The sequence below is a fragment of the Saccharopolyspora sp. NPDC050642 genome, from assembly GCF_040654735.1.
GTDB lineage: Bacteria > Actinomycetota > Actinomycetes > Mycobacteriales > Pseudonocardiaceae > Saccharopolyspora > Saccharopolyspora elongata.
The window spans coordinates 219,035-241,935 of sequence record NZ_JBFAIN010000005.1 but is presented as its reverse complement, the minus strand read 5'-3'; the positions used below and the strand labels follow the sequence as shown (position 1 = coordinate 241,935).

Below are 22,901 nucleotides of genomic sequence, written 5' to 3'. Positions count from 1 at the left end.
GGAGGTTGGCATGGAAGGGATCGCCGTGGTCGGCATCGGCTGCCGGTACCCGGACGCCACCGGTCCGCAAGAGCTGTGGCAGAACGTGCTCGGCCGCCGCAGGGCGTTCCGCGCGCTGCCCGGGGAACGGCTGGCGGCCGGCTATCGCGGCGACCCGACCGAGCCCGATCTCACCTACGTCGACCGGGCGGCCCTGCTGCGGGACTGGGAGTTCGACCGAAGCCGGTTCGGGGTGCCGGGCGCGCTGCACCGGGCGGCGGACCACACCCACTGGCTGGCGCTGGAAACGGCCGCGGCGGCGCTGGCCGACGCCGGCCGCCCGGACGGCGACGGGCTGGACCGCGCCACCGCCGGCGTGATCATCGGCAATTCGCTGACCGGCGAGTTCACCAGGGCGGGCACGTTGCGCACGCGGTGGCCGTTCGTGCGGGACGCCGCCGCGACGGCGCTGCACCGCAGCGGCGTCGCCGACGACGTGGCCGCCGAAGTGGTGAGCCGGCTGGCGGAGCTGGTGAAGTCGCCGTTCCCGGTGCCCGGCGACGAGTCGCTGGCCGGGGCGCTGAGCAACACCATCGCAGGGCGGATCTGCAACCACTTCGACTTCCACGGCACCGGGTACACCGTGGACGGTGCGTGCTCGTCGAGCCTGCTGGCCGTCATGGCGGCCTGCCGGGCGCTGAGCACCGGAGAACTGGACTTCGCCCTGGCCGGCGGCGTGGACCTGAGCCTCGATCCGTTCGAGCTGGTCGGCTTCGCCCGGCTGGGCGCGCTGGCCACCGACCGGATGCGCATCTACGACCGCGCGCCGACGGGTTTCCTGCCCGGCGAAGGCTGCGGCATCGTGGCGCTGGCGCGCGCCGCCGACGCCGAACGGCTGGGCATGCGCGTGTACGCGCGCATCGCCGGCTGGGGCAGTTCGTCGGACGGCGCGGGCGGACTCACCCGGCCCGCCGAGAACGGGCAGGCGCTGGCGTTGCGCCGCGCCTACCGGATGGCCGGGATCCGGCCCGATGCGGTCGAAATGGTGGAGGGGCACGGCACCGGCACCGCGGTCGGCGACGCGGTGGAGCTGGCCGCGTTGACCGAGGTGCGCGGGCCCGGTGCGGCCAAGGCGGCGCTGGGCAGCGTGAAGGCCAACATCGGCCACACCAAGGCCGCCGCCGGGGTCGCGGGGCTGATCAAGGCCGCGCTCGCCGCGCACCACGGCGTGCTGCCGCCGACCACCGGCTGCGACACTCCGCACGAACTGCTGGATCGCGCGACCACGCCGCTGCAGGTGCTCACCGGGGCGCAGCCGTGGGATTCGCCGAGGCGGCTGGCGGCGGTGTCGTCGATGGGATTCGGCGGCATCAACGCGCACGTCGTGCTCGAAGCCGGTGGCGAGCGCGCGCGGCGCCGGATGCCACCGGAGGTGCTGCAGTGGTCCGCGCCGCTCCCGGAGCACGAGATCGTGCTGGTGGCGGGCCGCGACGAGACCGAGCTCGCGCACCGGCTGGACGTCCTCGCACCGATCGCCGAGCGGCTCAGCGACGCCGAGCTGCACGACCTCGCGGCCACCCAGCGGCAGGAGGTGGGTGCGGTGCGCGCGGCGCTGGTCGCCGACCATCCGGCGGCGCTGGCCGATGCGGCACGCGCCGCCCGCCGCGGGCTGCGGGGCTGGGACCGGCGGCTCGGCTTCGACGAGCAGGCCGGTTACGCGCTCGGTGCCGGCGCGATCCGGGTGGGCCTGCTGTTCCCGGGGCAGGCGGCGCCGGTCCGCACCGAGCTGCCCGGCTGGGCGGCCCGGATGCTGGTCCCGGACCTGCCCGCAGTAGATCGGTCCGAAGTGGACACTCGACTGGCGCAACCCGCCATCGTCCGGCAATCGCTGGCCGGGCTGGCCTGGCTCAACCGGCTGGGTTGCCGCGCCACCGCCGCGGCCGGGCACAGCCTCGGCGAGATCAGCGCGCTCGTCTGGGCCGGCGCGTGCACCGCCGGCGCGGGGCTTCGGCTCGCGGCCGAGCGCGGGCGCATCATGTCCGAGCACGGCGCGCCGGAGAGCGGCATGGCCGGGCTGACCGCCACGGCCGAGCAGGCCGAACGGCTGCTCGACGGCACCGCGGCGGTGCTCGCCGGCTACAACGGCCCGGAACAGGTCGTGATCTCCGGTCCCACCGCCGACGTGCTGGACGTCGTCCGGCGGGCCGCCGAACATGGCATCACCGCGACGAATTTGCCCGTCTCGCACGGGTTCCACAGCCCCGCGATGCTGGGCGCGGTCGAGCCGCTGCGGCGGGCCCTGCGGGACTTCGAGTTCGACGCGCTCTCGGGCACCGTGCTGTCCACCATCACCGGGACCGAACTCCCCGCCGGCGCGGCGATTCCCGCGCTGCTGGTCGAGCAGCTGACCCGGCCGGTGCGGTTCACCGCCGCGCTCGAACGCCTTGCGGCCCGCTGCGACCTGCTGGTCGAGACCGGCCCCGGCACCATCCTGTCCGGCCTGGCCCGGTCCGCCACCGCGACCCCTGCGATCAGCCTGGACTGCGGCGGCCCGGCCCGGCGGCATGCGTTCGCCACCGCCGTGCTCGCCGCCGGTGGCGCGGCCGATCTCGGCCCGTGGTTCGCCGGCCGGCGGTTCCGGACGGTCCGGGCGGATGCGATGCCCCGACTGCTGGCCAACCCCTGCGAGCAGCCCGCCGACCGCGTCGACGGCACCGCCTTGGCGGCAGTTTCAATTGAAACTGCTGTTCCCACCGGCGCTCGGCCCGAGCCCACGGCCCAGGCGCCGCTGCCCGCGCTCATCGAGCACCTCGCGGCGCAGCTGGAGCTGCCCGCCGAGTCGATCGGCCCGGGCAGTTCGCTGCTCGGCGACCTGCACCTGAACTCCCTGCAGGTGGTGCAGATCGTCGGCAGGGTGGCCGGCGCGCTCGGCAAGCGGCCGCCGAGCTCCCCGCTGTCGCTGGCGGACGCCACGGTCGGCGAAGCGGCCGCCGTGCTCGCCGAACTCGACGCGGACGCCGCCGACAGCGACGCCGAAGTGCCGACCGGGGTCCGGGGCTGGGTGCGCGCCTTCGCCGCCGACCGGCTCCCGGTAGCACCGGCCGAAGGCGGCGGTCTGCGCTGGTCGGTGCGGGCACCGGCCGGGCACTGGTTGCTCGACCACCACGACGACGGCGCCGGGAACCTGGCGGTCGTGCTCGACGAGACGCTCTCCCGCTCCGGGATCGCCGCCGAGCTGCGGGACATCGCGGAGACCGCACCCGACCGGCTGCTGATCGTCCACAGTGGTCACGAAGCGGCGGCGGCCATCGGCCGCAGCGTCGCGGCGGAGCTGCACCCGGACTGGGTGGGAGTGGTCGGGCTCGACGAACCCGGAACGCGCTTCGACCCGGATCGACTCCCGAGCCGCGACGGCTACGCCGAACTGCACATCGACGCCGCGGGCGGTATCACGCGCACCGCACTGCGGCACCGGGAACTCGTTGGCGGACAACCACTTCCGCTGCAACAGGGGGACGTGTGCCTGGTGACCGGCGGGGTCCGCGGCATCACGGCACATTCCGCCCTCGCGCTGGCCGAACGCACCGGTTGCACGCTGGTCCTGCTCGGCCGCACCGCCGCCGACGCCCCGGAGATCTCGGCGGCGGTGCGGGACATGCGCACCAGGGTGGACGCGCACTACATCGGCTGCGATGTCGCCGACCGGGCGGCGGTTGCCGCGATGGTCGCCGAAGCGAGCGCGCACGGGCCGGTCCGGGGCCTCCTGCACGGCGCCGGCGTCAACGAGCCGCGCCGGTTGGCCGACGTGACCGGTGATTCGCTGGCGGCGACGATGCGGCCCAAGGTGGACGGGCTGGACGCCCTGCTGTCGGCGTGCGAGGACCTGCGGCTGGTGGTCGGCTACGGCTCGATCATCGGCCGGTTCGGCCTTCCCGGCCAGGCCGAGTACTGCCTGGCCAACGACGTGCTGCGGCACCGCCTGGAGGCGTGGGCCGCGCCGGGCCGCCGGGTCCACCTGCTGGAGTGGTCGCTGTGGTCGGGCATCGGCATGGGCGTTGACCTCGGCGTGCTGGAATCGCTGCGCGCGCAGGGCGTGGTGCCGATCGGCCCGGAGCAGGGCAACTCCGCGCTGCTGGACGTGCTCTCCACCCCGGACGCCCCGGTGTCGCTGCTGGTCACCTCCCGGTTCCCCGCGATGCCGACGGCGTCGTTCGACACCGGACCGGAGCCGCTGCTGCGCTTCGACGAGGACCGGCTGACGCGCACGCCGGGCGTCGAGGCCGTCAGCGACGCGCACCTGAGCCCGGGCGCCGACCGCTACCTGGACGACCACCGGATCGCCGGCACCCCGGTCCTGCCCGCGGTGCTGGGCCTGGAGGCGATGGCGCAGGTAGCGACCGTGGCGGGAGCTGAGGTGCGCTCGTTCGCCGACGTGGCGCTGCGCGAACCGATCGCGGTGGACGGCGAGGCGACCATCCGCATCTCCGCGCTCGTCGGCGGCGGTGCCGTGGAGGCGGTGATCCGCGAGGCGCGGGACGACTTCCGCGCCGACAAGTTCACCGCCCGCATCACCGCGGCGCCACCGGCCCCGGCCGCGATCCACGCGGCCGAACCGCCCCAGGAGACCCGGCAACCGCACCCCTACTACGGGAAAATCCTGTTCCACAGTGGACGTTTCCGGCGTTTGCTGCGCTACGACGTGCTGTCGGCCTTCCGCGTGCGGGCGTGGGTCCAGGCCGCCGATCAGGACTGGTTCTCCGAGTTCCACAGCGGCGAACTGCTCCTCGGCGACCCGGGCGCGCACGACGCGGCGCTGCACGCGCTGCTGGCCTGCGTGCCCCACCGGCTCGCGTTGCCGACCGGCGCCGACCGGGTGACGGTGTGGCGAGCACCGCGCGGCCCGCTGCGGGTGATCGCCGACGAACGGGAGCACACCGCCGACACGTACTGCTTCGACGTCGACGTGGTCGATCCCGGCGGCGCGGCGGTCGCCCGCTGGGAAGGGCTGCGGCTGCGTGCCACCGGCGAGCACCGGTCCGGCGAGCTCCCGCTGCGCCTGGTGGGCCCGTGGTTGTCGCGCAGGCTCGTGGAAACCGGGCTGGCCGACGGGATCGAGCTGATCACCGCCGTCGGCGCCCGCGGCGACGCCGCCGGACTCCTCACCCGCGTGCTCGGCACGCCGGCCGGGCACGATCCGCGCGGCGCCCTGCACGTGCCCGGCGGGCACGCGAGCGCCGCCTACACCGGGGGCTGCCTGCTGCTCGGAGTCGCGGGAACGCCGATCGGCCTGGACTGGCAATGGATTTCACCGACCGAACCGATCGGGCCGACCGCGCTGGAACGCGTCGACCGCGGGCTGGTCGACGAGGTGGCGGACAAGCTCGGCGAGGACCCGGCGGCGGCCGCTGCGCGGGTGTGGACGGCGCGGGAAGCGGTGGTCAAGCTCGGGCACGAGCAGGGACATCCGCTGCGCATCGACCACGTCACCGAGGACGGCCTGGTCGTGGTCCGAGCCGGGCGGGTGCGGGTGGTCATCGCCCGCGCGCCGATCGACGAGCTCGGCGACGCGGCCCTGGCCGTCGCCGTGCCGGCGGAGTGAGCCGTGCGCGCCTACCACCACCGGCACACAGTCACGCTCGACGAGACCAACCTCGTCGGGAACGTCTACTTCGCGCACTACCTGCACTGGCAGGGCCACTGCCGGGAACGGTTCTTGGCCGATCACGCGCCAGGAGTGCTCACCGCGCTGAGCACCGGCGAGCTGGCGCTGGTCACGCTGTCGTGCTCGATGCAGTACCACGCGGAGTGCTTCGCGCTGGAGACCGTGGACATCGCGATGACGCTGCGGGCGGCGTCCGGCAACCGGATCGCGATGGACTTCGACTTCCGCCGCGACGACGCCCCGGTCGCCCGCGGCGGCCAAACGGTCGCCTGCATGCGCCGCACCGGCGACGCGGTCCACCCCATCCCGATCCCCGACGAACTCGCGCACGCCCTGCGGGCCTTCAGCTGAGCGAAGGAGATTCCCATGTCCGTCGTGGCGCCCACCCGCGGCACCGCCGTGGTGGCGGTCGGCACCGCCATCACCCTGATCGCCTCCGCCATCGGCTTCGCGCGGGCGATGACCATGCCCGCATCGATGCCGGGCATGACCGGCGAGACCCCGATGTCCCGGCTGCACGGGATGCCCCTGTCGGAGATGCCCGAGATGTTCGTCGCCGCCGTCGGCATCCTCCTCGTGCTCTCCGCCGCGCCCTGGCACCCCGCGCGCCGGCCGGTCGCGGCGGACGCGCTCTCCCGGCGGCGGACGGCCCTGGTCGCCGTCGTCGCCACCGCCGCGCTGACCATCGACATCAGCAAGACGTCCACGCTCGGGTTCGTCATCCCCGGCATGCGGGAGGAGTACGGCATCTCGCCCGGCACCGCTTCGCTGCTGGCCGTCGCTGGCCTCACCGGCACCGCCGCCGGCGCGCTGCTGTTCGGCCGGCTCGCCGACCGGTACGGCCGCCGCCGCTGCTACCTGATCGCGACCCTGGGCTTCACCGCCACCAGCATGTGCGGGTGCATGCCGACCTTCGCGGGCAACGTGGTGATGTGCCTGCTGATGGGCGTCGCCGTCGGCGGGCTGGCGCCGCTGCTGGTCACGCTGCTGGCCGACGTGTTCGGCACCCGGGTGCGCGGGCCGGCGGTGGTGGCGCTGTCGGTGGTGGCGACCGCGATCGGCTACCTGGTGGCCGCCGGATCGGCGCTGTGGCTGGAACCGGTCTTCGGCTGGCGGATCCTGTGGCTCATCGGCGCGCCCACCGGGCTGGTCCTGGTGGCGGTGACCTTCCTCGTACCGGAGCGCGCGCCGAGCACGGCACCGGTCGCGCCCGCTGCGCGGGCCGCCGTCGCGCGCTCGACGCTGAGCACCGGGCTGCAGCGGGTCTACGCCGCGCTGACCGGCCTCCTGACCTTCGGGCTCACCACGTGGGTGCCCACCCTGTCGAGGGCCGACGGGCTGCCGGCGGGCACCGCCAACGCGCTGCTGACCGCCGCGGCGCTGGCGATGGTGCCCTGCGCGGTGCTGCTGGCCTGGTGCTACCGCCGGTTCGGCCCGGTGCCGATCTGCCTCGGCCTGGCCGTGCTCACCGCGACGATGCTGTTCGCGCTGACCTTCTCCGGCGTGGCCGACGGCGCCGCCTGGGTCTCGGCGGGCGCCCTGGTGGCGTCGTTGTTCGCGGTCAACACCATGGCCGCGGTCTTCCTCCCGGTCGCCGCCGACCTCGCCGAGTCGGGACGCCGGGCCGGGATCGCCGGCAACATCTCGTTCTGCAACCGGCTCGGCGGGCTGGCCGGGCCGCTGGTCCTGGCCGCCCTGGTGGCATCGGTATCGGACGTGTTAGTGGCAGTGGCCGTGCTGGCCCTCTGCAGCGGCCTGCTCTCCTGGTACATCGGCCGCCGCCACCGCACCGCAACGGCCGGGAAATCCGCACTCCTGCCCGAGAAGGCACCGCTGTGAGGCGAACGCCACGCGATCCCGAACGGTCCGCCCGGCCCAGGATGTTACTATCATTTGCGATTGTCATCTCGCAGTGACTAGCCAGAGGACGGGCGGCGGAGCGATGGCGGGCAAACGCGACTACGGCCAGTTCTGCGGGCTCGCCGCCGGGCTCACCGTCATCGGCGAGCGCTGGACCATGCTGATCCTGCGCGAGCTGCTGATCGGTCCCGCGCGGTTCAACGAGCTACCCCCGAACCTGCCCGGCATCGGCCCGAACCTGCTCGCCGAGCGGCTGCGCACCCTCACCGAGCACGGCGTGATCGAGCAGCACGCGGTGCCCGGCGACGGCCGCGGCAAGCAGTACCGGCTGACCGAACGCGGCGAGCAGCTGCGCGAGCCCATCCTGGCGCTGGCGCACTGGGGCATGCAGTTCCTCAGCGAGGAGGACAGCGCGGGCATCAGCCGGGCCGAGTGGGGTTTCCTCGCCGTGCAGGCCATGATCTCCACCTCGGACCTGCCGGATCGCGACGAGAGCTACGAATTCCGGGTCGGCGACAGGGTTTTCACCGTCGAGGTCGCCGACGGCCAGGTGCACGTGCGCCGCGGCTCCGGGGAGCTGCCGCCGGCCATCGTGGTCGGCGCGGACCCGGAGACCTTCATCCGCATCGGCGCCCGCATGCTCAGCCCCTTCGACGCCATCATCACCGGCGGCCTGACGATCGACGGCGACCCGGACGCGATCCAGCGCTGCGTCCGGATGCTCCGGCTGTCCACCACCACCGACGGCTGACCCGGGCTCAACACCCGGCGAGGTGGCGCAGCGCGGAGACCGACGGCACGAAGAAGTAGCCGCCCCCGGTGAGTTCGGTCCAGGAGCGCTCCAGATCCACCTCGACGGCCCGGCCGCCGCCAACCGGGATGCGCACGGTCGTGGGGCCACCCGGCACGACGCCCAGCAACGGATCGACGCCTTCCCCCCGGCACCCGCAGGGACGGGTTGCGCAGCCACTGCTGCAGGACGAACTCGAACTGCCGCTCGATCGAAACCTGGTAGGAGAGGAACAGCAGCCCGCGATCGACGCCGGTCGGCGTCTTGTCGGTGTACGGGACTCCCCTGCGCAGCATCCGATGCCGCTGCACGTCGCCCGCGGCCGCACCGGGCGGGGTGTCGTCGCGCAGGTAAGCCTTGCGGATGTGCGCGCCGAGCGGGCAGCGCAGGCCCGCCGGATCCGCCGGCGCGGGCGGGTGCCCGACCGGGCAGGCCGCCGACGCGGGCAGCGGCGCGGTCGCCTGCTGGTAGGCGAAGTCGTTGTTGAGACGGCCGCTCCCGCCCAGTTCCGGCACGTCGGCGTCGGGCGCGCGCATCACCGGCGCGCCGCTGCGCCACCTCCCGACCAACAGGGCTCCCAGGCGGTCCGGGGTGAGATCGGCCAGCTCCGGTTCCCGCTCCGCGATCGATGCCGCGGCCCTGTCGAGGAAGTCCGCGAATCCCTCGGTGTCCTGCCGGTACCGGGCGTAAACCAGGAAGGTGCCGTTTCTGGTCCATTGTGGACCGACATCGGCCACCGGTCCCGGCAGGGCCGGATCGGCGGCGTCCTGAGCCGGGTACCCCAGCACGAACTCCCCCGGCCACACCAGGCGCTGGCCCGGGTGGCCGCGCTGCACGTCCCGCGGATCCCGGCGCGGCGTGATCGGGTCGAACGGCGGGGCCGCCCGGTGCCCGCGGATGCCGGGCTGCGAAACCCGTCGCGGAAGCCGAAGTGCTCGCGCTCGCCGGGCAGCGCGGCACCGCGCTGGATGCCGCGCACGTCGAACCCGCCGCCCAGTTCCGCCTGCAGCGCCGCGCATTCGGCGGTCAGGCCCGGCTCGTCGTCGGCGGCGAGCAGCACGACGACATCGGGCACGGACCCCGGCGATCCAGTCCACCGCCGGCGTGGCGGCGCGGGAGTGCATTCCCGCCCGGAAGGCCGGGGCGTCGATCTGATCGGCGTCGGGGGCGAAGCGGCGCAGGGCATCGTAGGAGAAGGCCAGGTTGCGCCAGGTGGCCGTCAACCCGGGCCGGTGACCGCGGCGGCGGGTCACCGCGCCGAACAAGCGCATGAAGTCGAGCACCTCGGCGGCGGTGGCGACGACGTCCGCCTGCCGGGCGACCCAGGCTCGGGCCCGCGTCAGATCCCGGATCTCCAGGTATGCCAAGGCGAAGTGGTCCTTGCGGAACCCGGGCAGCACGTTGCCCTGGATCTCGTCGAGCTCCAGCGCCGGTTCGACCGCATTCGCAGGATCGGCGAGCCCGGCCGCCACCACTTGCTCGTCCAGCCGCTGCCAGGACTGCACGATCCGGCCGCCGTCGACCCGGAACATGCCGAACAGCGGCGCGGCGATCCGCCGCCCGGTGGGTTCCGCCGCATCCGGTCCGGGCCCGGCGGCGAGGTGCGTGCCGTGGACGGTCAACCGGGCGACGATCCAGCCGCCGTCGTCGATCAGGTCCTCCAGCACCGGCCGGGCATCGGGGAACCCGGCCAGCAGGTCGAGGATCCGCAGGCACTCCGCGCGGACCTCGGCGGCGTCGTCGGCGACGAGCAGCTCCAGGGCGGCGCGATCCCGGCCGCGGTACACCCGGCGGATCAGCGAGCGCACGACATCGGTGGCCGGAGTGACCGGCCGCCGACGGGAACCGGCTACCACGACGACGGCTGCCCGCCCGGCGGCTGCTGGGGCGGCTGCTGCTGGGGCGGCTGCTGCTGTCCGCCCCAGGCATTACGTCCGCGGCACGATCAACGGCACCGAGTTCGAGGGCTCCCTCGGCAGCAGCGGCGGGGAGTTCTTCTTCCCGGTCAACAAGAAGCTGCGCGAGGCGGCGGGCGTCGAGCCCGGCGACGAGGTGGCGGTCGCAGTCGAACCGGCCGACCCGGAACCGGTGCGGCCGCCGGCCGAACTCGCCGATGCACTGCGGGAAGAACCGGACGCGGCAGCGTTCTTCGACGACCTCTCCGGCTTCTACCAGCGCCAGTACACGGGCTGGATCGCCGGTGCTAAATCGGCTGACACCCGCACATCCCGCGCCGCCGAGGTCGTCGCGCTGCTCAAGCAGGGTCGCAAGCAGCGCTGATGGGGTGCTTCAGCCCGCCGGGGCGAGCAGGTCCGCCGCGAGGAGGATCGGGGTGGCCAGCACCAGCGGCGGGTCGACCGGGGCCTGGGGGCGCAGCTGGATGCGCAGCGGGGTCGCGGAAACGGCGCGGCCGTCCCGGATCTGCACCACCTGCGGGGCCGCGCCCACGTGGCAGAGCTCCTCGTCCTCCCCGACCAGCGCATCCGCGACGCTCGCCCGCAGGTCGAAACTCATCGCCAGCGCGTGGAAATCGCCGTCGGGCAACCCGCCGAGGGCGGCGATGCCCGGCGGTCGCACGATCGCGCAGGCCGCCGGCACCTCCTGCGGAATGCCGGAGCGGAACAGTCCCACCGCGGCCAGCGCACCGTCCGGCGCACCGGAAACCCAGCCGGTCACCTGCGCACGCGCCGGTTCCGGCAGCACCGCGCGCAGCCGCCCGAGGATCTCGCCGACGGGCTGGTCGGCGTAGGGCTCGAGGAGCTTGCGGAACCGGCGCGGCGGCACCCCGACCAGCCGGGTGAACTGGGTGGTGAAGGTGCCGAGGCTGGAATAGCCGACCCGCATGCAGATGTCGGTGACGCTCATCGGAGTGCGCGCCAGCAGGCGCTTGGCCTCCGCCATCCGCGCCGCGGCCAGGAACCGGGCCGGCGTCGCGGAGGTGACGCGCCGGAACACCCGGTGGAAGTGGAACGGGCTCAGCAGCGCGGTGTGCGCCAGGTCCGGCAGCAGGTGCGCGTCGCCGACGTTCTGCCGAATGCACCGGATGGAGCGCAGCACCGCGGCGGTCCGGTGATCGGCGGTCGTTTCAGCGGTCACGTCGTCCCCCTTCACCGGAGAGAATCCGACTATGTGATAGTTAAGCAATCTAGCCGGTGCCGACACCTGGCGGGAGCGGCGAAACGGGGGACGTCCGGCGCTGCCGGGCGGCGCATCCGGCGCTCCCACCGCCCCGAAATTCGACAAGATGCGAGAAGTCCGGCGGCCACCGGCGGGCGCACCGTCGGACCATGGAAGCTGAGCGCCAGGACGACACGTCCACCGCCCGACCGGTGCCCGGTTGGCGACTGCTGATCCGCCTGGTCGTCATCCTCTCGATCGTCGGCTGGGAATCCGCGCGAACGGGGCCCCCGACGCTGTTCAGGCGGATCGCGCGCGGCCGGTCCGACGCGCGCCGGCACGGCTATCGCGGCCTGGTCCGCGCGCTGCAGAACCTGGGGCCGACCTTCGTCAAGTTCGGCCAGATCTCCAGCACCCGGCGCGACACCATGCCCGCCGAGCTGTGCGACGCGATGGCCGACCTGCACGACTCGGTCCGCCCGATGCGCCGCAAGCACGCCGAAGCGGCGCTGCGCGAAGCGCGACTGGCCCGTCCCGCGCTGGCGATCGACGAGGTCGAGCCGGATGCCGTGGCCAGCGGCAGCATCGCCTGCGTCTACCGCGCGGTGCTCGAAGGCGGGCAGGTCGTCGCGCTGAAGCTCAAGCGGCCGGGCATCGACGACCGGATGCGCGCGGACCTGGAGCTGCTGCGGCTGCTGGTGAAGGTCGCGCAACGCATGCCGAAGATGCGCGGCATGCCGATGGCCGACCTGGTCGGCTACGTCAGCCGCGCCATCCTCGGGCAGCTCGACTTCGAGCGCGAGGCGGCCAACGTGCGGCACCTCGCCCGCTGCCTGGCCGGCATCCCGGCGGTGCGGGTGCCGGCCCTGCACCCGGAGCCGTCCGGCCCCCAATGCCTGGTCTTCGACTACATCCCGGGCCTGGACGCGACGACCCCGGATTCGCTGCCCGCGCGGACGCGGCGCGACCTGGCCGGGACGGTGCTGGCCGCGGCGTACCGGATGATGTTCGTGGACGGCTTCGTGCACTGCGACCTGCACCCGGGAAACCTCTACGTGACACCGGAACCGCAGGTGGTGATCCTCGACGCGGGTTACTGCGTGCAGCTGCCGGACCGGGTGCGGGCGCTGCTGGCGGAGTTCTTCGCGCAGCTGGTCGCGGGCAACGGGCGGCGCTGCGGCGAGATCGTCCTCGAAAGCGCGGTCGACGTCGGCCCGCAGGTGGACACCGACGGCTTCACGGCGGCGATGACGGAGCTGGTGGCCACCGCGGCCGGACCCGGAAACCGGTTCGACATGGCCGAATTCGGCAACGCGGTGTTCGAACTGCAGCAGCGCTTCGGCATCTACGCCGCCTCGGACTTCGCCTTCCCGCTGATGTCGCTGCTGGTCCTGGAAGGAACCGCCCGCGGCATCAGCCCGGACCTGGACTTCCAGCAGGTCGGCGCGGCGGACCGGCCGACCGATCTGCACAACGCGTAGGAGATCGCCTGCAGGTGGGGCGGCGTTCGGCGCCGCCCCACCTTGGCGTGCGGTCAGCGGAAGGCTTCGATGTTGTCCTTCGCCCACTCGGCGAAGGTGTGCGCCGGGCGGCCGGTCAGCTCCGCGACGGTGTCGAACAGCTGCGAGTGGATGCCGGTCTCGTCGGCCATGTGCTTCATGATCCCGTCCACCATGCCCGCCGGGTATCCCTCGTTGAGCCACTCCGCGCGGGCCACGCCCGGCGGCACGTTGATGGTGCGGATGGTTCGTCCGGTGACCTCGGCGATGATCGCGACCTGCTCCTCGATGCTGATGGCGTCCGGCCCGGACAGCGAGTACGCCTTGCCCTCGTGGCCGTCGGAGGTCAGCACCGCGACCGCCGAGGCCGCGATGTCGCGCGGGTCGATCGGGGTCTGCTTGACGTGCGCGTAGGGTTCCCGCACGTAGCCTTCCTTGATCGTCTCGGCCCAGGACAGCGCGTTGGTCATGAACTGCCCCGGCCGCAGGAAGGTCCAGCCGACACCGCTGTCGCGGACCACCTGCTCGCCGTGCCGGTGGTAGTCGGTGTGCGGGTCGTCGGCGGATTCGTCCGCCGCGGCGATCACCGAGAGCCGCACCAGGTGCGAGACCCCGCTCCTGCTCGCCGCTTCCGCGACGTGCCCGTCGTAGGTGCGGGTCTCGGGCGCGCCGAAGGTCGGCATCAGCATGAAGACCCGGTCCACGCCGGCGAAGGCGTCCGCCAGCGTCTCCGGTTTGCCGAGATCGCCGCCGACCACTTCGACCGCCGACGAGAACCGCGCGCCCTTCGGGTCGCGGGTCAGCGCCCGCACGTCGGCACCGCGCTCGACGAGCTGGCCGACGACCTGGCTGCCCACCGGTCCGGTCGCTCCGATTACCAAGATCATGAAGTTCCTCCTGGGAATGCCGACGAATCCGCGAAGAACGCCGCCCGGACTCGGTGCCGCGATCGGCGGCGCGCAGTTGGTTCGGTCGGGTGAACGTTTCATCCATTTTAAAGGCCGGGCGCGCGGATGGCGATGACGCGGTTTATTCCAGATTGCTCAGCTAATCGGCGAGCTGGCGGGACATCTGCGCGATGTGGAAAGCTGCGCGGTGGAGCGGTCGGCGACGAACGCCCGGAATTCATCTGCGTCAATTGCCCGGAGGACACGTGATCTCCCACATTTCCCAGATCGGTGTTTACGTCACCGACCAGGACGCGGCACTGAGCTTCTACACCGAGAAACTCGGCTTCGAGGTGCGGGAACTGCAGGACGGCGGCGATTTCAAGTGGATCGAGGTCGCCCCGCCGGGTTCGCCGACCACCATCTCGCTGGCCACCAAGGACTTCCCGGTCGGCACCGAATCCAAAATCGGCGGCTTCACCGATATCGCCTTCGAAACCGCGGACATCAAAGCCCTGCACGAAACGCTGAGCCGGCGCGGCGTGCGCTTCACCGTCGAACCGGAGCTGCAGCCCTACGGCAAGTGGTTCGCGGCGTTCGTCGACCAGGACGACAACGAGTTCTTCGTATTCCAGCCGGCCTGAAAGGCGGGCCCCGCGGTCGGTTGATCGCGCCCAAGCGGGCAATGCGGAAGAAGAATCCGGGGGCCGCCGGTGCCTACCTTGGCGGCAGGAGCCGACTCCTCGGCGTCGCCGCCGGGTCGGCGCCGTGAGTCAACTCCAGCTCACGAGGAGGCCGGTGCATGACCACCGCAGCGAAGAGCACCCCGGAACGGAACATGGAACTGGTCCGCCACTTCCAGCGCGACTGCATGCACGCCCAGCGCGTGGACCTGATGGACCGGTACCTGGCCCCCGACCTCGTGATCCACCTGCCCAGCGGCGCCGTCCAGCAGGGCCGGGAGAACGCGTTCTCCTGGTTCCTGGAGTGCACCACCTGGTTCACCAGCATCGGCATCGAGGTCAAGATGATGCTCGCCGACGACGACACCGTGTTCCAGCTCATCGAGCTGCACTTCGAGCACACCGGCGAGTACCAGGGGATTCCGGCCACCGGCAAGCGGATCTCCGTTCCCGGCCTGGCCGCGTTCAAGATCCGCGACGGCCTGATCTCCGAGCACTGGGGGCTGTACGAGATGGACACCATCCCGCGCCAGCTGGGCATCGAGGTTCCGACCGCGCAGTGGTAACCGCTGGGAGGCGACGCAGATGACCGCTCGGTTCGTGCCGACGCAAGAGGACGTGACCGCTTTCTACGACCAGTCGATCCCGCTGATCAGCCGAACGGCCGGGCACAACTCGCACAGCGGCTACTGGAGTTCCGCGCAGGACGCAAGCGACCTGCGGCAGGCCTCCGACGCCCTGACCGACGCGCTGATCGAACGCCTGCCGGTCGGCCCGGCCGACCGCGTGCTCGACGTCGGCAGCGGCCTCGGCGGCCCGGCGCTGCGGCTGGCCGGTGCGACCGGCGCCGCGGTCGACGGCATCGACGCCAGCTCGGCGATGATCGCGGAGTCCCGCCGGCGCGCCGACGAAGCCGGCCTGGCCGACCGGGTCCGCTTCACCCAGGCCGACGCGATGGCCGAACTCCCCTTCCCCCCAGGCACTTTCGACGCCGCCTGGGTCGTCGAGTCGTTCGTGCACATGGCCGACCGGCAGGCGGCCGTCCAGCAGATCGCACGCGTGCTCAAGCCCGGGGGCCGCCTGGTCCTGACCGACTTCTACGAGCGGTTCCCCTTCACCGGTGATCGGCTGGAGATGAACGAGATGTTCCGCCGGATGACGCTCAACAGCCCGTTCCCCACGATCGCGGGCCTCGCGGACATGGTGCGCGACGCGGGCCTGTACCCGGTCGAGATCGCCGACCTCAGCGAGCAGGTCTCCCGGCACTACCCGGAGATGGTGAAGCTGCTGCGGGAGAAGGAGGCGGAGCTGGCGGGCGACTACGGCGCCGAGGCCATCGCGGCGCTGGAAGCGGTGTGCCGGAACTGCATCGCCACCGGCGAGCCGAACTACCTGGTGATGACCGCGCTGCGGCCGGCAGCCGCCTGAGGCCGCATGCGGCAAGGTCGGAGAAGCCCACCGGTCCCGCCGCCGCGCACGATGGAACCACCACCCGCCCGCCAGCGACCGAGGTGAGCCGACGTGGACACGACCGAGCAGACCAAGCGCGTCGCGCGCGCTTTCTTCGACGCCTGCAACAGCCACGACCTGGACCGGATCATGGACTTCTTCCACCAGGACCTGGTGCACCACGCGCGGCTTTCGGACTACCCGAAGGAAGGCGTCGCGTTCGTCTACGACCTGACCCTGAAGGCCTTTCCCGACCTGCGCTGGAACATCGTGGAGATGGTCGCCGAGGGCGACCGGGTCTGCACGCTCGTCCACTACGAGGGCACCCACCGCGGCGACTACCTCGGCCTGGTCGACACCGGCAAGCAGGTGAGCTTCTACTCCATCAACATCGCCCGGGTGCGCGACGGCCGGTTCATCGAACACCGCGGCGTCCTGGACGAACTCCACCTGCTCGCCCAGATCGGCGCGCTGCCGGAACCGTTCCTGGCGCAGATGTCCTGAGAACCGGGTGAACAACATCGGACGGGAGTCACGAGATGTCACAGATCCTGTTAGCGAGCAACGAGAAACCGGTCGCCGAGGAGCTGACCGCCCCGGTCCGCGAGTTCATCGCCGCGGTCAACGCCGATGACCTCCCGGCCGCGATGGACCGCCTGGCCGCGGATTCGGTGCACCACGGGCGGATTTCGAACTACCGCCCGGAGGGCGTGCGGGTGCTGTTCCGGCTGCTGCGCGGGGTGCTCCCGGACCTGCGGTTCGAGATCCGCGACATGCGCGTCGACGGCGACCGGGTCGTGTCGCGCATCGTCGGCACCGGCACGCACACCGGCTCCTACCTGAACAAGCCGCCGACGAACCGCCCGATCGCCTGGGAGAGCGTCGACATCGCCACGGTGGGCCGCGACCAGCACGGCGCGATGGTGATCCTGGAGCGGTTCTGGGACGTCTACGCGGACGCCCGGACCTGGGAGGAGATCGGCTTCATCCCCGCGGTCATGTGCTGACGGGGAGGGCGGGTTATTCGAAGTCCGAGGGTGGTTCGCGCGGGCGGTGGCGGCAACGCCGCGCCCGCGCGAACCCGTGCCGCGACCGGGGTAGGAGTCGAGGATGGCCACGAACACCGCGCTGCTGTGCGACCGGATGCTGCTGGCGGTGACCGGTTCACCGGCGCTGCTGACGATGCCGCAGACGGTGCTGCTCATGAGGCAGTCGCTGGTTCGGGAACTGCGCGTGATGATGTCCCGATCGGCGTGCCGGTTCCTGCCGCCCTACACGATGCGGCTGTTCGCGGGCGGCTGGGTGCACACCGAGACGCACCGGGCCCGCGACGACGCGCCCATCCCGCACCTGGACCTGACCGACGGCATCGACCTGATGCTGGTCATGCCGGCCACCGCGAACGCGATCGCGAAGGCCGCGCACGGCATCTGCGACGACCTGGTGTCCACCGCGATGGTCGCCAGCACCGCGCCGGTGGTCCTGGTGCCGGCGATGAACGAGGCGATGTGGCGCAGCAGGGCGGTGCAGCGCAACGTGGCGCAGGCCCGGGAACTCGGCTACTCGGTGATCGACCCCGCCATCGGCGTCCAGCTCGCCGACCGCCGCCCGGCGCTGGGCGTGATGCCGCCGCTGGAGCACATCCTCGACCAGCTCATCGACGTCGTCACCGCGGCGAAGGAACGAGGAGGAATCGCGACCGGTGCCTGATGCGCTTCGCGCCGAAGACCTGCGCAAGAGCTTCGGCGACGTGAAATCGCTGGACGGCCTGGACTTGGCGGCCGCCGAGGGGTCGGTGCTGGGCCTGCTCGGACCCAACGGGGCGGGCAAGACCACCGCGGTGCGGGTGCTGGCCACGCTGCTCGAACCGGATTCCGGGCACGCCAGCATCTGCGGGCTGGACGTGGTCGGCCAGGCCCGGCAGGTCCGCGGGCTGATCGGCCTGACCGGCCAGTTCGCCGCCGTGGACGGCATGCTGACCGGGCTCGAGAACCTGGAGCTGATCGGACGGCTCGGGCGGCTCGGCCGCCGCGAAACCCGCCGCCGGGCCCGGGAACTGCTCGACCGGCTCGGCCTCGCCGACGTCGCCGACCGGCCGGTGCGGACCTATTCCGGCGGCATGCAGCGCCGCCTCGACCTGGCCGCCAGCATCATCGGCCGGCCCCGCGTGCTGTTCCTGGACGAACCGACCACGGGCCTGGACCTGCCGTCCCGCCGTGCACTGTGGACGGTCATCGACGAACTCGTCGCCGACGGCACGACCATCCTGCTGACCACCCAGTACCTGGAGGAAGCCGACCGGCTCAGCGACCGGATCGTGGTGCTCGACCGAGGCCGCGCCATCACCTCCGGCACCCCCGCCGAGCTGAAGGCCGAACTCGGTGGACCGCGCGTCGAACTGCGGCTGACCGATCCCACCGCGCTGCCGGCCGCCGTGCACGCGCTGCCCGCGCAGGCCGTGCAGGGCAGCCCGCAGCCCGATGAGCGGACCGGCACCCTCGTGGTGCCCGTCCGCGCCGACGACGACGCGGTGATCCCGGCCTTGCTGGCCGCGCTGCAGGAGAACGGCATCGCGGTCGCCGAGCTGGTGTTCCGCCAGCCCACCCTCGACGACGTCTTCCTCGCCGTCACCGGCGCCGGAACCACTGCCGCACCGACGAAAGGACGCACCCCGTGACCCCGGCCGCCCGCGAGCTCACCTGGTGGTGGCTGGACGCCTGGCTGCTGACCGGCCGCAGCGTGCGCCGCACCTTCCGCGCACCGGACACCATCTTCACGATGACCGCGATGCCGGTCATCTTCTTCGTCTTCTTCGGCTACGTGCTCGGCGGCATGATGCGACCACCCGGCCAGGACTACCCGACCTACCTGTTCCCGGGCCTGCTGGTCGCCACGATCACCTTCAGCACGATGCCCGCGGTGATCGCGGCCGTCTCGGCGGACCTGCGCAGCGGGATCACCGATCGTTTCCGGGCCCTGCCGACCAGCCCGTCGGCCGTGCTCACCGGGCGCACCGCAGCGGACGGCGCGCGCAACATAATCGGGATCGCGGTGCTGGTGCTGCTCGGCGCGATCACCGGCATCGACCTCACCGCACTGGGCCTCGGGCGGGCCGTCGCCGCGCTCGCCCTGCTCCTGCTCTACGGGTTCGCGATGGCCTGGATCGCCGCGTTCCTCGCGGTCGTGACGCGCGGCGGCGAGGCCGCGCAGATGATCGGCACCTCCGTGTCCGGGCCGCTCGGGTTCGTCAGTTCCCTTTACGCCACACCGGAATCCATGCCGTCCTGGCTGCGGATCTTCGCCGAGCACAACCCGGCTTCGCACACCGGCGACGCGCTGCGCGCCTGGCTGGCCGGACAGCCCGCCGGCGCTTCGCCGTGGTACAGCGCGGCTTGGCTGGTCGGCATCATCGCGGTCCTGGGCTGGCTCACCGCGCGCCGCTTCCGGCGCACCACCGCCCGCCCGCCGGAATGAGTGCGCACCGCAATTCGTGAGAAGAAAACACCCGCACCTGCTGGGTAATGTCGCGGTCACTGGTCCCTTTCCCCCATGACCGTCGTGCCGAACGACGGCAGTTCCGCATCCGCCGAACGCAGGGAGCGCCATGACCGTCAACGATGCCGTCGAATTCGATCCGTTCTCCGCCGAAATGGCCGCCGACCCGCATTCCTTCTACCACCGGATGCGGCGCAGCTGCCCCGTTTTCCGCAGCTCCATGTCGTCGGACATGTGGATGGTCAGCGACGACGCGAGCCAGGTCTTCGTGGTGACCACCTACGAAGACCTGGCCTTCGTGCTGGAGCACCCGGAGCTGTTCCCCTCCGGCAACAAGACCGGTCCCGAGGACCCGCCCGAGGTCCAGGCCGAACTCGCCCGCGGCCTGCCGAAGGCCACCACGCTCTACGAGTCCGACCAGCCCGGGCACACCCGGCTGCGCTCGCTCATCCAGTCCGCGTGGACGCCCGGCCGCATCGCCCGCTGGGAACCCCGGATCCGGGAAGCCGCCCGGGAACTCGTCGAAGAACTCGCGCCGCGTGGTTCCGCCGAACTGGTCGAGGACTACTCGGACCGGCTGATGAACACGGCGATCCTGGACTTCATGGGCGTCCCGCGCGAGGACCACGAACGCATCAAGCACTGGGACAAGCTCTGGGTGAAGGTCTTCATCCCCGGTCACCCGCTGGAGGACCAGCGGTCCGCGGCCGCCGAAATCGTGACCTACCAACGGTATCTGGAGGACCTGTTCGAGGAGCGCCGCAGCAACCCCCGGGACGATCTCGCCTCCGCCCTGGTGCACGCCAGGACCGAGGACGGCGACGCGCTGACCATGCCGGAGCTGGTGTGGGGCCTGATGGAGCTCTACGGCGCCGGCTACGGCAACACCACCGAGGGCCTGGCGAACATCCTCAACCTGCTGCTCGAACGGCGCGAACTCTGGGAGGACCTGCTCGCCGACCCGAGCGCGGTGGAGCACGCCGTCGAAGAAGGGCTGCGGCTGGACGGCCCGGTGCAGTGGCTGTCCCGGGAAGCGGCCGCGGACGTCGAGCTGGGCGGCACGAAGATCCCGAAGGGCTCCACGGTGCTGGTCTCCTACGTGGCGGCCAACCGGGACCCGAAGGACTTCCCGGAACCCGATGAGTTCCGCATCCAGCGCCGCGGCGTGAGCACCACGGGCGCCCGGCACGTCGCGCACGGCCGCGGCATCCACTACTGCGTCGGTGCCGGCTGGTCGCGAACCGCGATCCGCATCGGGCTCGAAGCGCTGCTGCAACGCATCCCGGATCTGCGGCTGCAGGACGGATTCCAGGCCGAATACCACCTGCCCGCGCCGATGATCCGCTGCGTGCAGACCCTACCGGCGGTGTGGTCGCCACAGGATTGAGCGCTCATCGCCGCACGGCCGAATGCGGGGGCGCGGATCGCGATCCGTGCCCCCGCATTCGGAAAAGGGCTCATTCCGGAGCGTCCACCTGCAACAGCGAGAACTGGTTCTTGTCCTCATCGGTGAACACCGCGGTCCACCCGAACGGCAACTGCATCGGCGGCTGGGTGAACGGAACACCCCGCGCGCTCAATTCCTCGTAGGTCGCCTTGATGTCGCGGGTGACGAACTGCAGACCGGTGAACTCGCGCATCAGATCTTCCTGGTACAGCGGATTGTCCTGCGGGAAGAGCACGATGGACGTGCCTCCGCCCGCCACTCCGACCTCGACCCAGCGGATGGGCCCGAACGCGTCGTCCCGCCGGAGTTCCAGACCGAGCTTGTTCGTGTAGAAGTCGACGGCTTTGTCCTGATCGGTTACGAAAATCGTCACGCTGGCCAGCCCTGCGAGCACGGTTTCCTCCCACCTGACGGCGAACAACGACCATTCATCGGCATTTCCAACCTATTCGAGCCACCCGAACGCGCCCTTCTCCCAAGTTGCCAATGCCCACCGCGAATCGCGGCCGAGCCGCCGGAGTCCCCCGCGCCCGGCGTATTCTGGGCGGCGCGGTAGCGCGGACCTGGGAAGGACGTGGGGTGACCAGGAGGATCGACGACGCCATCGGGACGGGCCGGGCCGAACTCGCCCAGACCGAGCCGACGTCGGCCGCCACCAGCTGGCACACCGCGGTCGAGCGGGCCGTGCAGCAGATGCGCGAGAACCTCGCCGATCCCCAGTACCTGGCCGACCACGCGCGCGCCGGGCTGTTCAGCCCGTTCCACTTCCACCGGGTGTTCCGCAACGTCACGGCCGCCACGCCGGGCCGGTTCCTGGCCGCGCTGCGGATCGCCGAGGCGCAGCGCCTGCTGATCCGCTCCCCGTTGCGGGTCACCGACATCGCCGCCCGGGTCGGCTATTCGAGCCTGAGCACCTTCACCACCCAGTTCGCCCGCCTGGTGGGCCTATCACCGCGCCAGTTCCGCGCCATGGCCATCGAGTTCGGCGACCGGCCGCTGGCCGCGCTCGCGGCCCGGGCCCCGGCCGCGCCGTCCGGCCACGACGGGGTGCCCGTCGTCGTCGACGGCGCCGAGGACGGCATCCTGTTCGTCGGCCTGTTCCACCACGGGATCCCGCAGGGCGCTCCGGTCAGCTGCGCGGTCCGGGCCACCCCGGGGCCGGTGCGGCTGCGCCGCCCCCGCGACGGCGAGTACCACGTCCTCGCGGTCTGCTTCGACCCGGACGTCCGCATCGCGGAATCGCTGGACCACCGGCACGACTGCCGGGTGGTCGCGGCGGGCTCCATGACGGTGCCCGGCGGGCGGGCCTGCCACCTGCGGCTGCGCCGCCCGCGGCCCACGGACCCACCGGTCGTGCTGGCCCTGCCGCTGCTGGGCTGACGCGCGCGTCAGGAATTCGCCTCGTAGCACTCCCGCAGCAGGGCGACCACCTCGTCGTCCACTCCCGACTCGGCGGTCAACGCGATGCGCACGTTGCCCTTCGGCAAGCTCTTCGCCGGCAGCAACCGCCCGGCGGGCTGCCTGCCCGGCAGGTGCAACCCGATGTCGAGCCTGGATTTGGTGCTGGGTTTGACGATCGCGAAGGTCCGCTTCGGCGACACCAGCGACACGTAGGTCTTGCGGGCCTGGATCGTGACCACGCCCAGGTCCACCACGGCTTCCAGCAGCTCGTCGAACACCGGCCGCAGCGCCTGCCGGTCGGCGAACTGCTCGTCGATGAGCTCCGCCGGATCGGTCCGCATGAACTCGGGGTAGCCGTAGGTCTCGTACACCAGCAGGTCCTGCGAATAGCCCCCGACGCCCTGCTCGCCCAGCCATGCCCGCAATCGCGGTTCCGATGTCGTCCCGGACGCCGCGACCCGCTCCTTCCACTCCGCCAGGCCCGCACCGGTGCGCTGCTCCAGCAAGCCGGCCGCGTGATCCATCATCGACTGCCAGCCGACCAGGTTCATCCCGTCGCGTTGCGCCATGCCGTGCTCACCCTTCCTCGACGCGGACTCCCCACGGTGCCAGATCCGCGCGAGCCGAAGTTC

Annotated in this window: 20 protein-coding genes and 1 pseudogene; 16 read left to right on the top strand and 5 right to left on the bottom strand. The window is 72.1% G+C overall.

Going from position 1 to position 22,901, the window contains the following annotated elements:
• The first annotated feature begins 10 nt into the window (after window positions 1-10).
• The 4 genes from AB0H93_RS11620 to AB0H93_RS11605 all read left to right on the top strand — a co-directional run bounded on the left by AB0H93_RS11620 (window position 11) and on the right by AB0H93_RS11605 (window position 8,252).
• Window positions 11-5,578: an SDR family NAD(P)-dependent oxidoreductase gene (locus AB0H93_RS11620; RefSeq protein WP_358571143.1), complete on the top strand. Its 5,568-nt coding sequence runs from the start codon at window positions 11-13 to the stop codon at window positions 5,576-5,578.
• A 3-nt stretch (window positions 5,579-5,581) separates the two neighbouring features.
• Window positions 5,582-5,992, top strand: coding sequence for an acyl-CoA thioesterase (locus tag AB0H93_RS11615; protein ID WP_358571140.1), 411 nt, complete (start codon window positions 5,582-5,584; stop codon window positions 5,990-5,992).
• A 15-nt stretch (window positions 5,993-6,007) separates the two neighbouring features.
• Window positions 6,008-7,480 (top strand): MFS transporter, encoded by a 1,473-nt coding sequence (locus AB0H93_RS11610; protein WP_358571137.1) that lies wholly within the window; start codon window positions 6,008-6,010, stop codon window positions 7,478-7,480.
• 73 nt (window positions 7,481-7,553) lie between these two features.
• Window positions 7,554-8,252 carry a winged helix-turn-helix transcriptional regulator gene (locus AB0H93_RS11605; RefSeq protein WP_358571134.1) on the top strand — a complete coding sequence of 233 codons (699 nt, stop codon included), beginning with the start codon at window positions 7,554-7,556 and terminating at the stop codon, window positions 8,250-8,252.
• 227 nt (window positions 8,253-8,479) lie between these two features.
• On the opposite strand, the pseudogene AB0H93_RS11600 reads toward AB0H93_RS11605, so the two are convergent.
• Window positions 8,480-10,078: pseudogene (locus AB0H93_RS11600) on the bottom strand (ester cyclase); the annotation flags it as partial.
• Window positions 10,079-10,115: 37 nt separating this feature from the next.
• On the opposite strand from AB0H93_RS11600, the gene AB0H93_RS11595 reads away from it, so the two are divergent.
• Complete coding sequence (locus AB0H93_RS11595) at window positions 10,116-10,571, top strand: YdeI/OmpD-associated family protein (protein WP_358571131.1); 456 nt, start codon at window positions 10,116-10,118, stop codon at window positions 10,569-10,571.
• A 9-nt stretch (window positions 10,572-10,580) separates the two neighbouring features.
• Here the strand turns inward: AB0H93_RS11595 and AB0H93_RS11590 are convergent, their stop codons facing one another.
• Complete coding sequence (locus AB0H93_RS11590; protein WP_358571128.1) at window positions 10,581-11,387, bottom strand: helix-turn-helix transcriptional regulator; 807 nt, start codon at window positions 11,385-11,387, stop codon at window positions 10,581-10,583.
• Between the two features lie 191 nt (window positions 11,388-11,578).
• Between AB0H93_RS11590 and AB0H93_RS11585 the strand changes: the two genes are divergently transcribed.
• A complete protein-coding gene (locus AB0H93_RS11585) occupies window positions 11,579-12,889 on the top strand; it encodes an AarF/UbiB family protein (protein ID WP_358571125.1) in 1,311 nt (436 codons plus the stop codon).
• A gap of 53 nt (window positions 12,890-12,942) precedes the next feature.
• Here AB0H93_RS11585 and AB0H93_RS11580 read toward each other — a convergent pair whose 3' ends face one another.
• Window positions 12,943-13,794, bottom strand: a complete 852-nt coding sequence (locus AB0H93_RS11580) for an NAD(P)H-binding protein (RefSeq protein ID WP_358571122.1) — start codon at window positions 13,792-13,794, stop codon at window positions 12,943-12,945.
• 266 nt (window positions 13,795-14,060) lie between these two features.
• Here AB0H93_RS11580 and AB0H93_RS11575 point away from each other — a divergent pair, with 266 nt between their 5' ends.
• The 9 genes from AB0H93_RS11575 to AB0H93_RS11535 all read left to right on the top strand — a co-directional run bounded on the left by AB0H93_RS11575 (window position 14,061) and on the right by AB0H93_RS11535 (window position 20,808).
• Complete coding sequence (locus AB0H93_RS11575) at window positions 14,061-14,438, top strand: VOC family protein (protein WP_132480589.1); 378 nt, start codon at window positions 14,061-14,063, stop codon at window positions 14,436-14,438.
• A 158-nt stretch (window positions 14,439-14,596) separates the two neighbouring features.
• Window positions 14,597-15,043: an ester cyclase gene (locus tag AB0H93_RS11570; RefSeq protein ID WP_358571118.1), complete on the top strand. Its 447-nt coding sequence runs from the start codon at window positions 14,597-14,599 to the stop codon at window positions 15,041-15,043.
• A 19-nt stretch (window positions 15,044-15,062) separates the two neighbouring features.
• Window positions 15,063-15,905: a methyltransferase domain-containing protein gene (locus AB0H93_RS11565; protein ID WP_358571115.1), complete on the top strand. Its 843-nt coding sequence runs from the start codon at window positions 15,063-15,065 to the stop codon at window positions 15,903-15,905.
• Between the two features lie 93 nt (window positions 15,906-15,998).
• On the top strand, window positions 15,999-16,430 hold the full coding sequence (locus tag AB0H93_RS11560; protein WP_358571112.1) for an ester cyclase: 432 nt from the start codon (window positions 15,999-16,001) through the stop codon (window positions 16,428-16,430).
• Between the two features lie 35 nt (window positions 16,431-16,465).
• Window positions 16,466-16,933 (top strand): ester cyclase, encoded by a 468-nt coding sequence (locus AB0H93_RS11555; RefSeq protein ID WP_358571109.1) that lies wholly within the window; start codon window positions 16,466-16,468, stop codon window positions 16,931-16,933.
• A 103-nt stretch (window positions 16,934-17,036) separates the two neighbouring features.
• The gene (locus AB0H93_RS11550; RefSeq protein WP_132480574.1) at window positions 17,037-17,636 is read left to right on the top strand and encodes a flavoprotein; all 600 of its coding nucleotides are present in this window, start codon (window positions 17,037-17,039) and stop codon (window positions 17,634-17,636) included.
• The gene (locus AB0H93_RS11545) at window positions 17,629-18,603 is read left to right on the top strand and encodes an ATP-binding cassette domain-containing protein (RefSeq protein WP_358571106.1); all 975 of its coding nucleotides are present in this window, start codon (window positions 17,629-17,631) and stop codon (window positions 18,601-18,603) included. The genes AB0H93_RS11550 and AB0H93_RS11545 overlap by 8 nt, the downstream gene beginning before the upstream one ends.
• Window positions 18,600-19,400 carry an ABC transporter permease gene (locus AB0H93_RS11540; RefSeq protein WP_358571103.1) on the top strand — a complete coding sequence of 267 codons (801 nt, stop codon included), beginning with the start codon at window positions 18,600-18,602 and terminating at the stop codon, window positions 19,398-19,400. The genes AB0H93_RS11545 and AB0H93_RS11540 overlap by 4 nt, the downstream gene beginning before the upstream one ends.
• Window positions 19,401-19,530: 130 nt before the next feature.
• On the top strand, window positions 19,531-20,808 hold the full coding sequence (locus AB0H93_RS11535; RefSeq protein ID WP_358571100.1) for a cytochrome P450: 1,278 nt from the start codon (window positions 19,531-19,533) through the stop codon (window positions 20,806-20,808).
• Window positions 20,809-20,878: 70 nt separating this feature from the next.
• On the opposite strand, the gene AB0H93_RS11530 is transcribed toward AB0H93_RS11535, so the two are convergent.
• On the bottom strand, window positions 20,879-21,241 hold the full coding sequence (locus AB0H93_RS11530) for a VOC family protein (protein ID WP_358571097.1): 363 nt from the start codon (window positions 21,239-21,241) through the stop codon (window positions 20,879-20,881).
• 206 nt (window positions 21,242-21,447) lie between these two features.
• On the opposite strand from AB0H93_RS11530, the gene AB0H93_RS11525 reads away from it, so the two are divergent.
• Complete coding sequence (locus AB0H93_RS11525) at window positions 21,448-22,248, top strand: AraC family transcriptional regulator (protein ID WP_358571094.1); 801 nt, start codon at window positions 21,448-21,450, stop codon at window positions 22,246-22,248.
• Between the two features lie 8 nt (window positions 22,249-22,256).
• On the opposite strand, the gene AB0H93_RS11520 is transcribed toward AB0H93_RS11525, so the two are convergent.
• Window positions 22,257-22,838 (bottom strand): DUF5655 domain-containing protein, encoded by a 582-nt coding sequence (locus AB0H93_RS11520; RefSeq protein ID WP_235883311.1) that lies wholly within the window; start codon window positions 22,836-22,838, stop codon window positions 22,257-22,259.
• Between the last annotated feature and the right edge of the window lie 63 nt (window positions 22,839-22,901).

What these genes read in the sequence shown, in the direction of transcription:
- AB0H93_RS11555 (WP_358571109.1), top strand. Translation starts at nt 16,466, where the DNA reads ATGTCACAGATCCTGTTAGCGAGCAACGAGAAACCGGTCGCCGAGGAG.
- AB0H93_RS11570 (WP_358571118.1), top strand. Translation starts at nt 14,597, where the DNA reads ATGACCACCGCAGCGAAGAGCACCCCGGAACGGAACATGGAACTGGTC.
- AB0H93_RS11535 (WP_358571100.1), top strand. Translation starts at nt 19,531, where the DNA reads ATGACCGTCAACGATGCCGTCGAATTCGATCCGTTCTCCGCCGAAATG.
- AB0H93_RS11580 (WP_358571122.1), bottom strand. Translation starts at nt 13,794, where the DNA reads ATGATCTTGGTAATCGGAGCGACCGGACCGGTGGGCAGCCAGGTCGTC.
- AB0H93_RS11610 (WP_358571137.1), top strand. Translation starts at nt 6,008, where the DNA reads ATGTCCGTCGTGGCGCCCACCCGCGGCACCGCCGTGGTGGCGGTCGGC.
- AB0H93_RS11585 (WP_358571125.1), top strand. Translation starts at nt 11,579, where the DNA reads ATGGAAGCTGAGCGCCAGGACGACACGTCCACCGCCCGACCGGTGCCC.
- AB0H93_RS11565 (WP_358571115.1), top strand. Translation starts at nt 15,063, where the DNA reads ATGACCGCTCGGTTCGTGCCGACGCAAGAGGACGTGACCGCTTTCTAC.
- AB0H93_RS11620 (WP_358571143.1), top strand. Translation starts at nt 11, where the DNA reads ATGGAAGGGATCGCCGTGGTCGGCATCGGCTGCCGGTACCCGGACGCC.
- AB0H93_RS11520 (WP_235883311.1), bottom strand. Translation starts at nt 22,838, where the DNA reads ATGGCGCAACGCGACGGGATGAACCTGGTCGGCTGGCAGTCGATGATG.
- AB0H93_RS11550 (WP_132480574.1), top strand. Translation starts at nt 17,037, where the DNA reads ATGGCCACGAACACCGCGCTGCTGTGCGACCGGATGCTGCTGGCGGTG.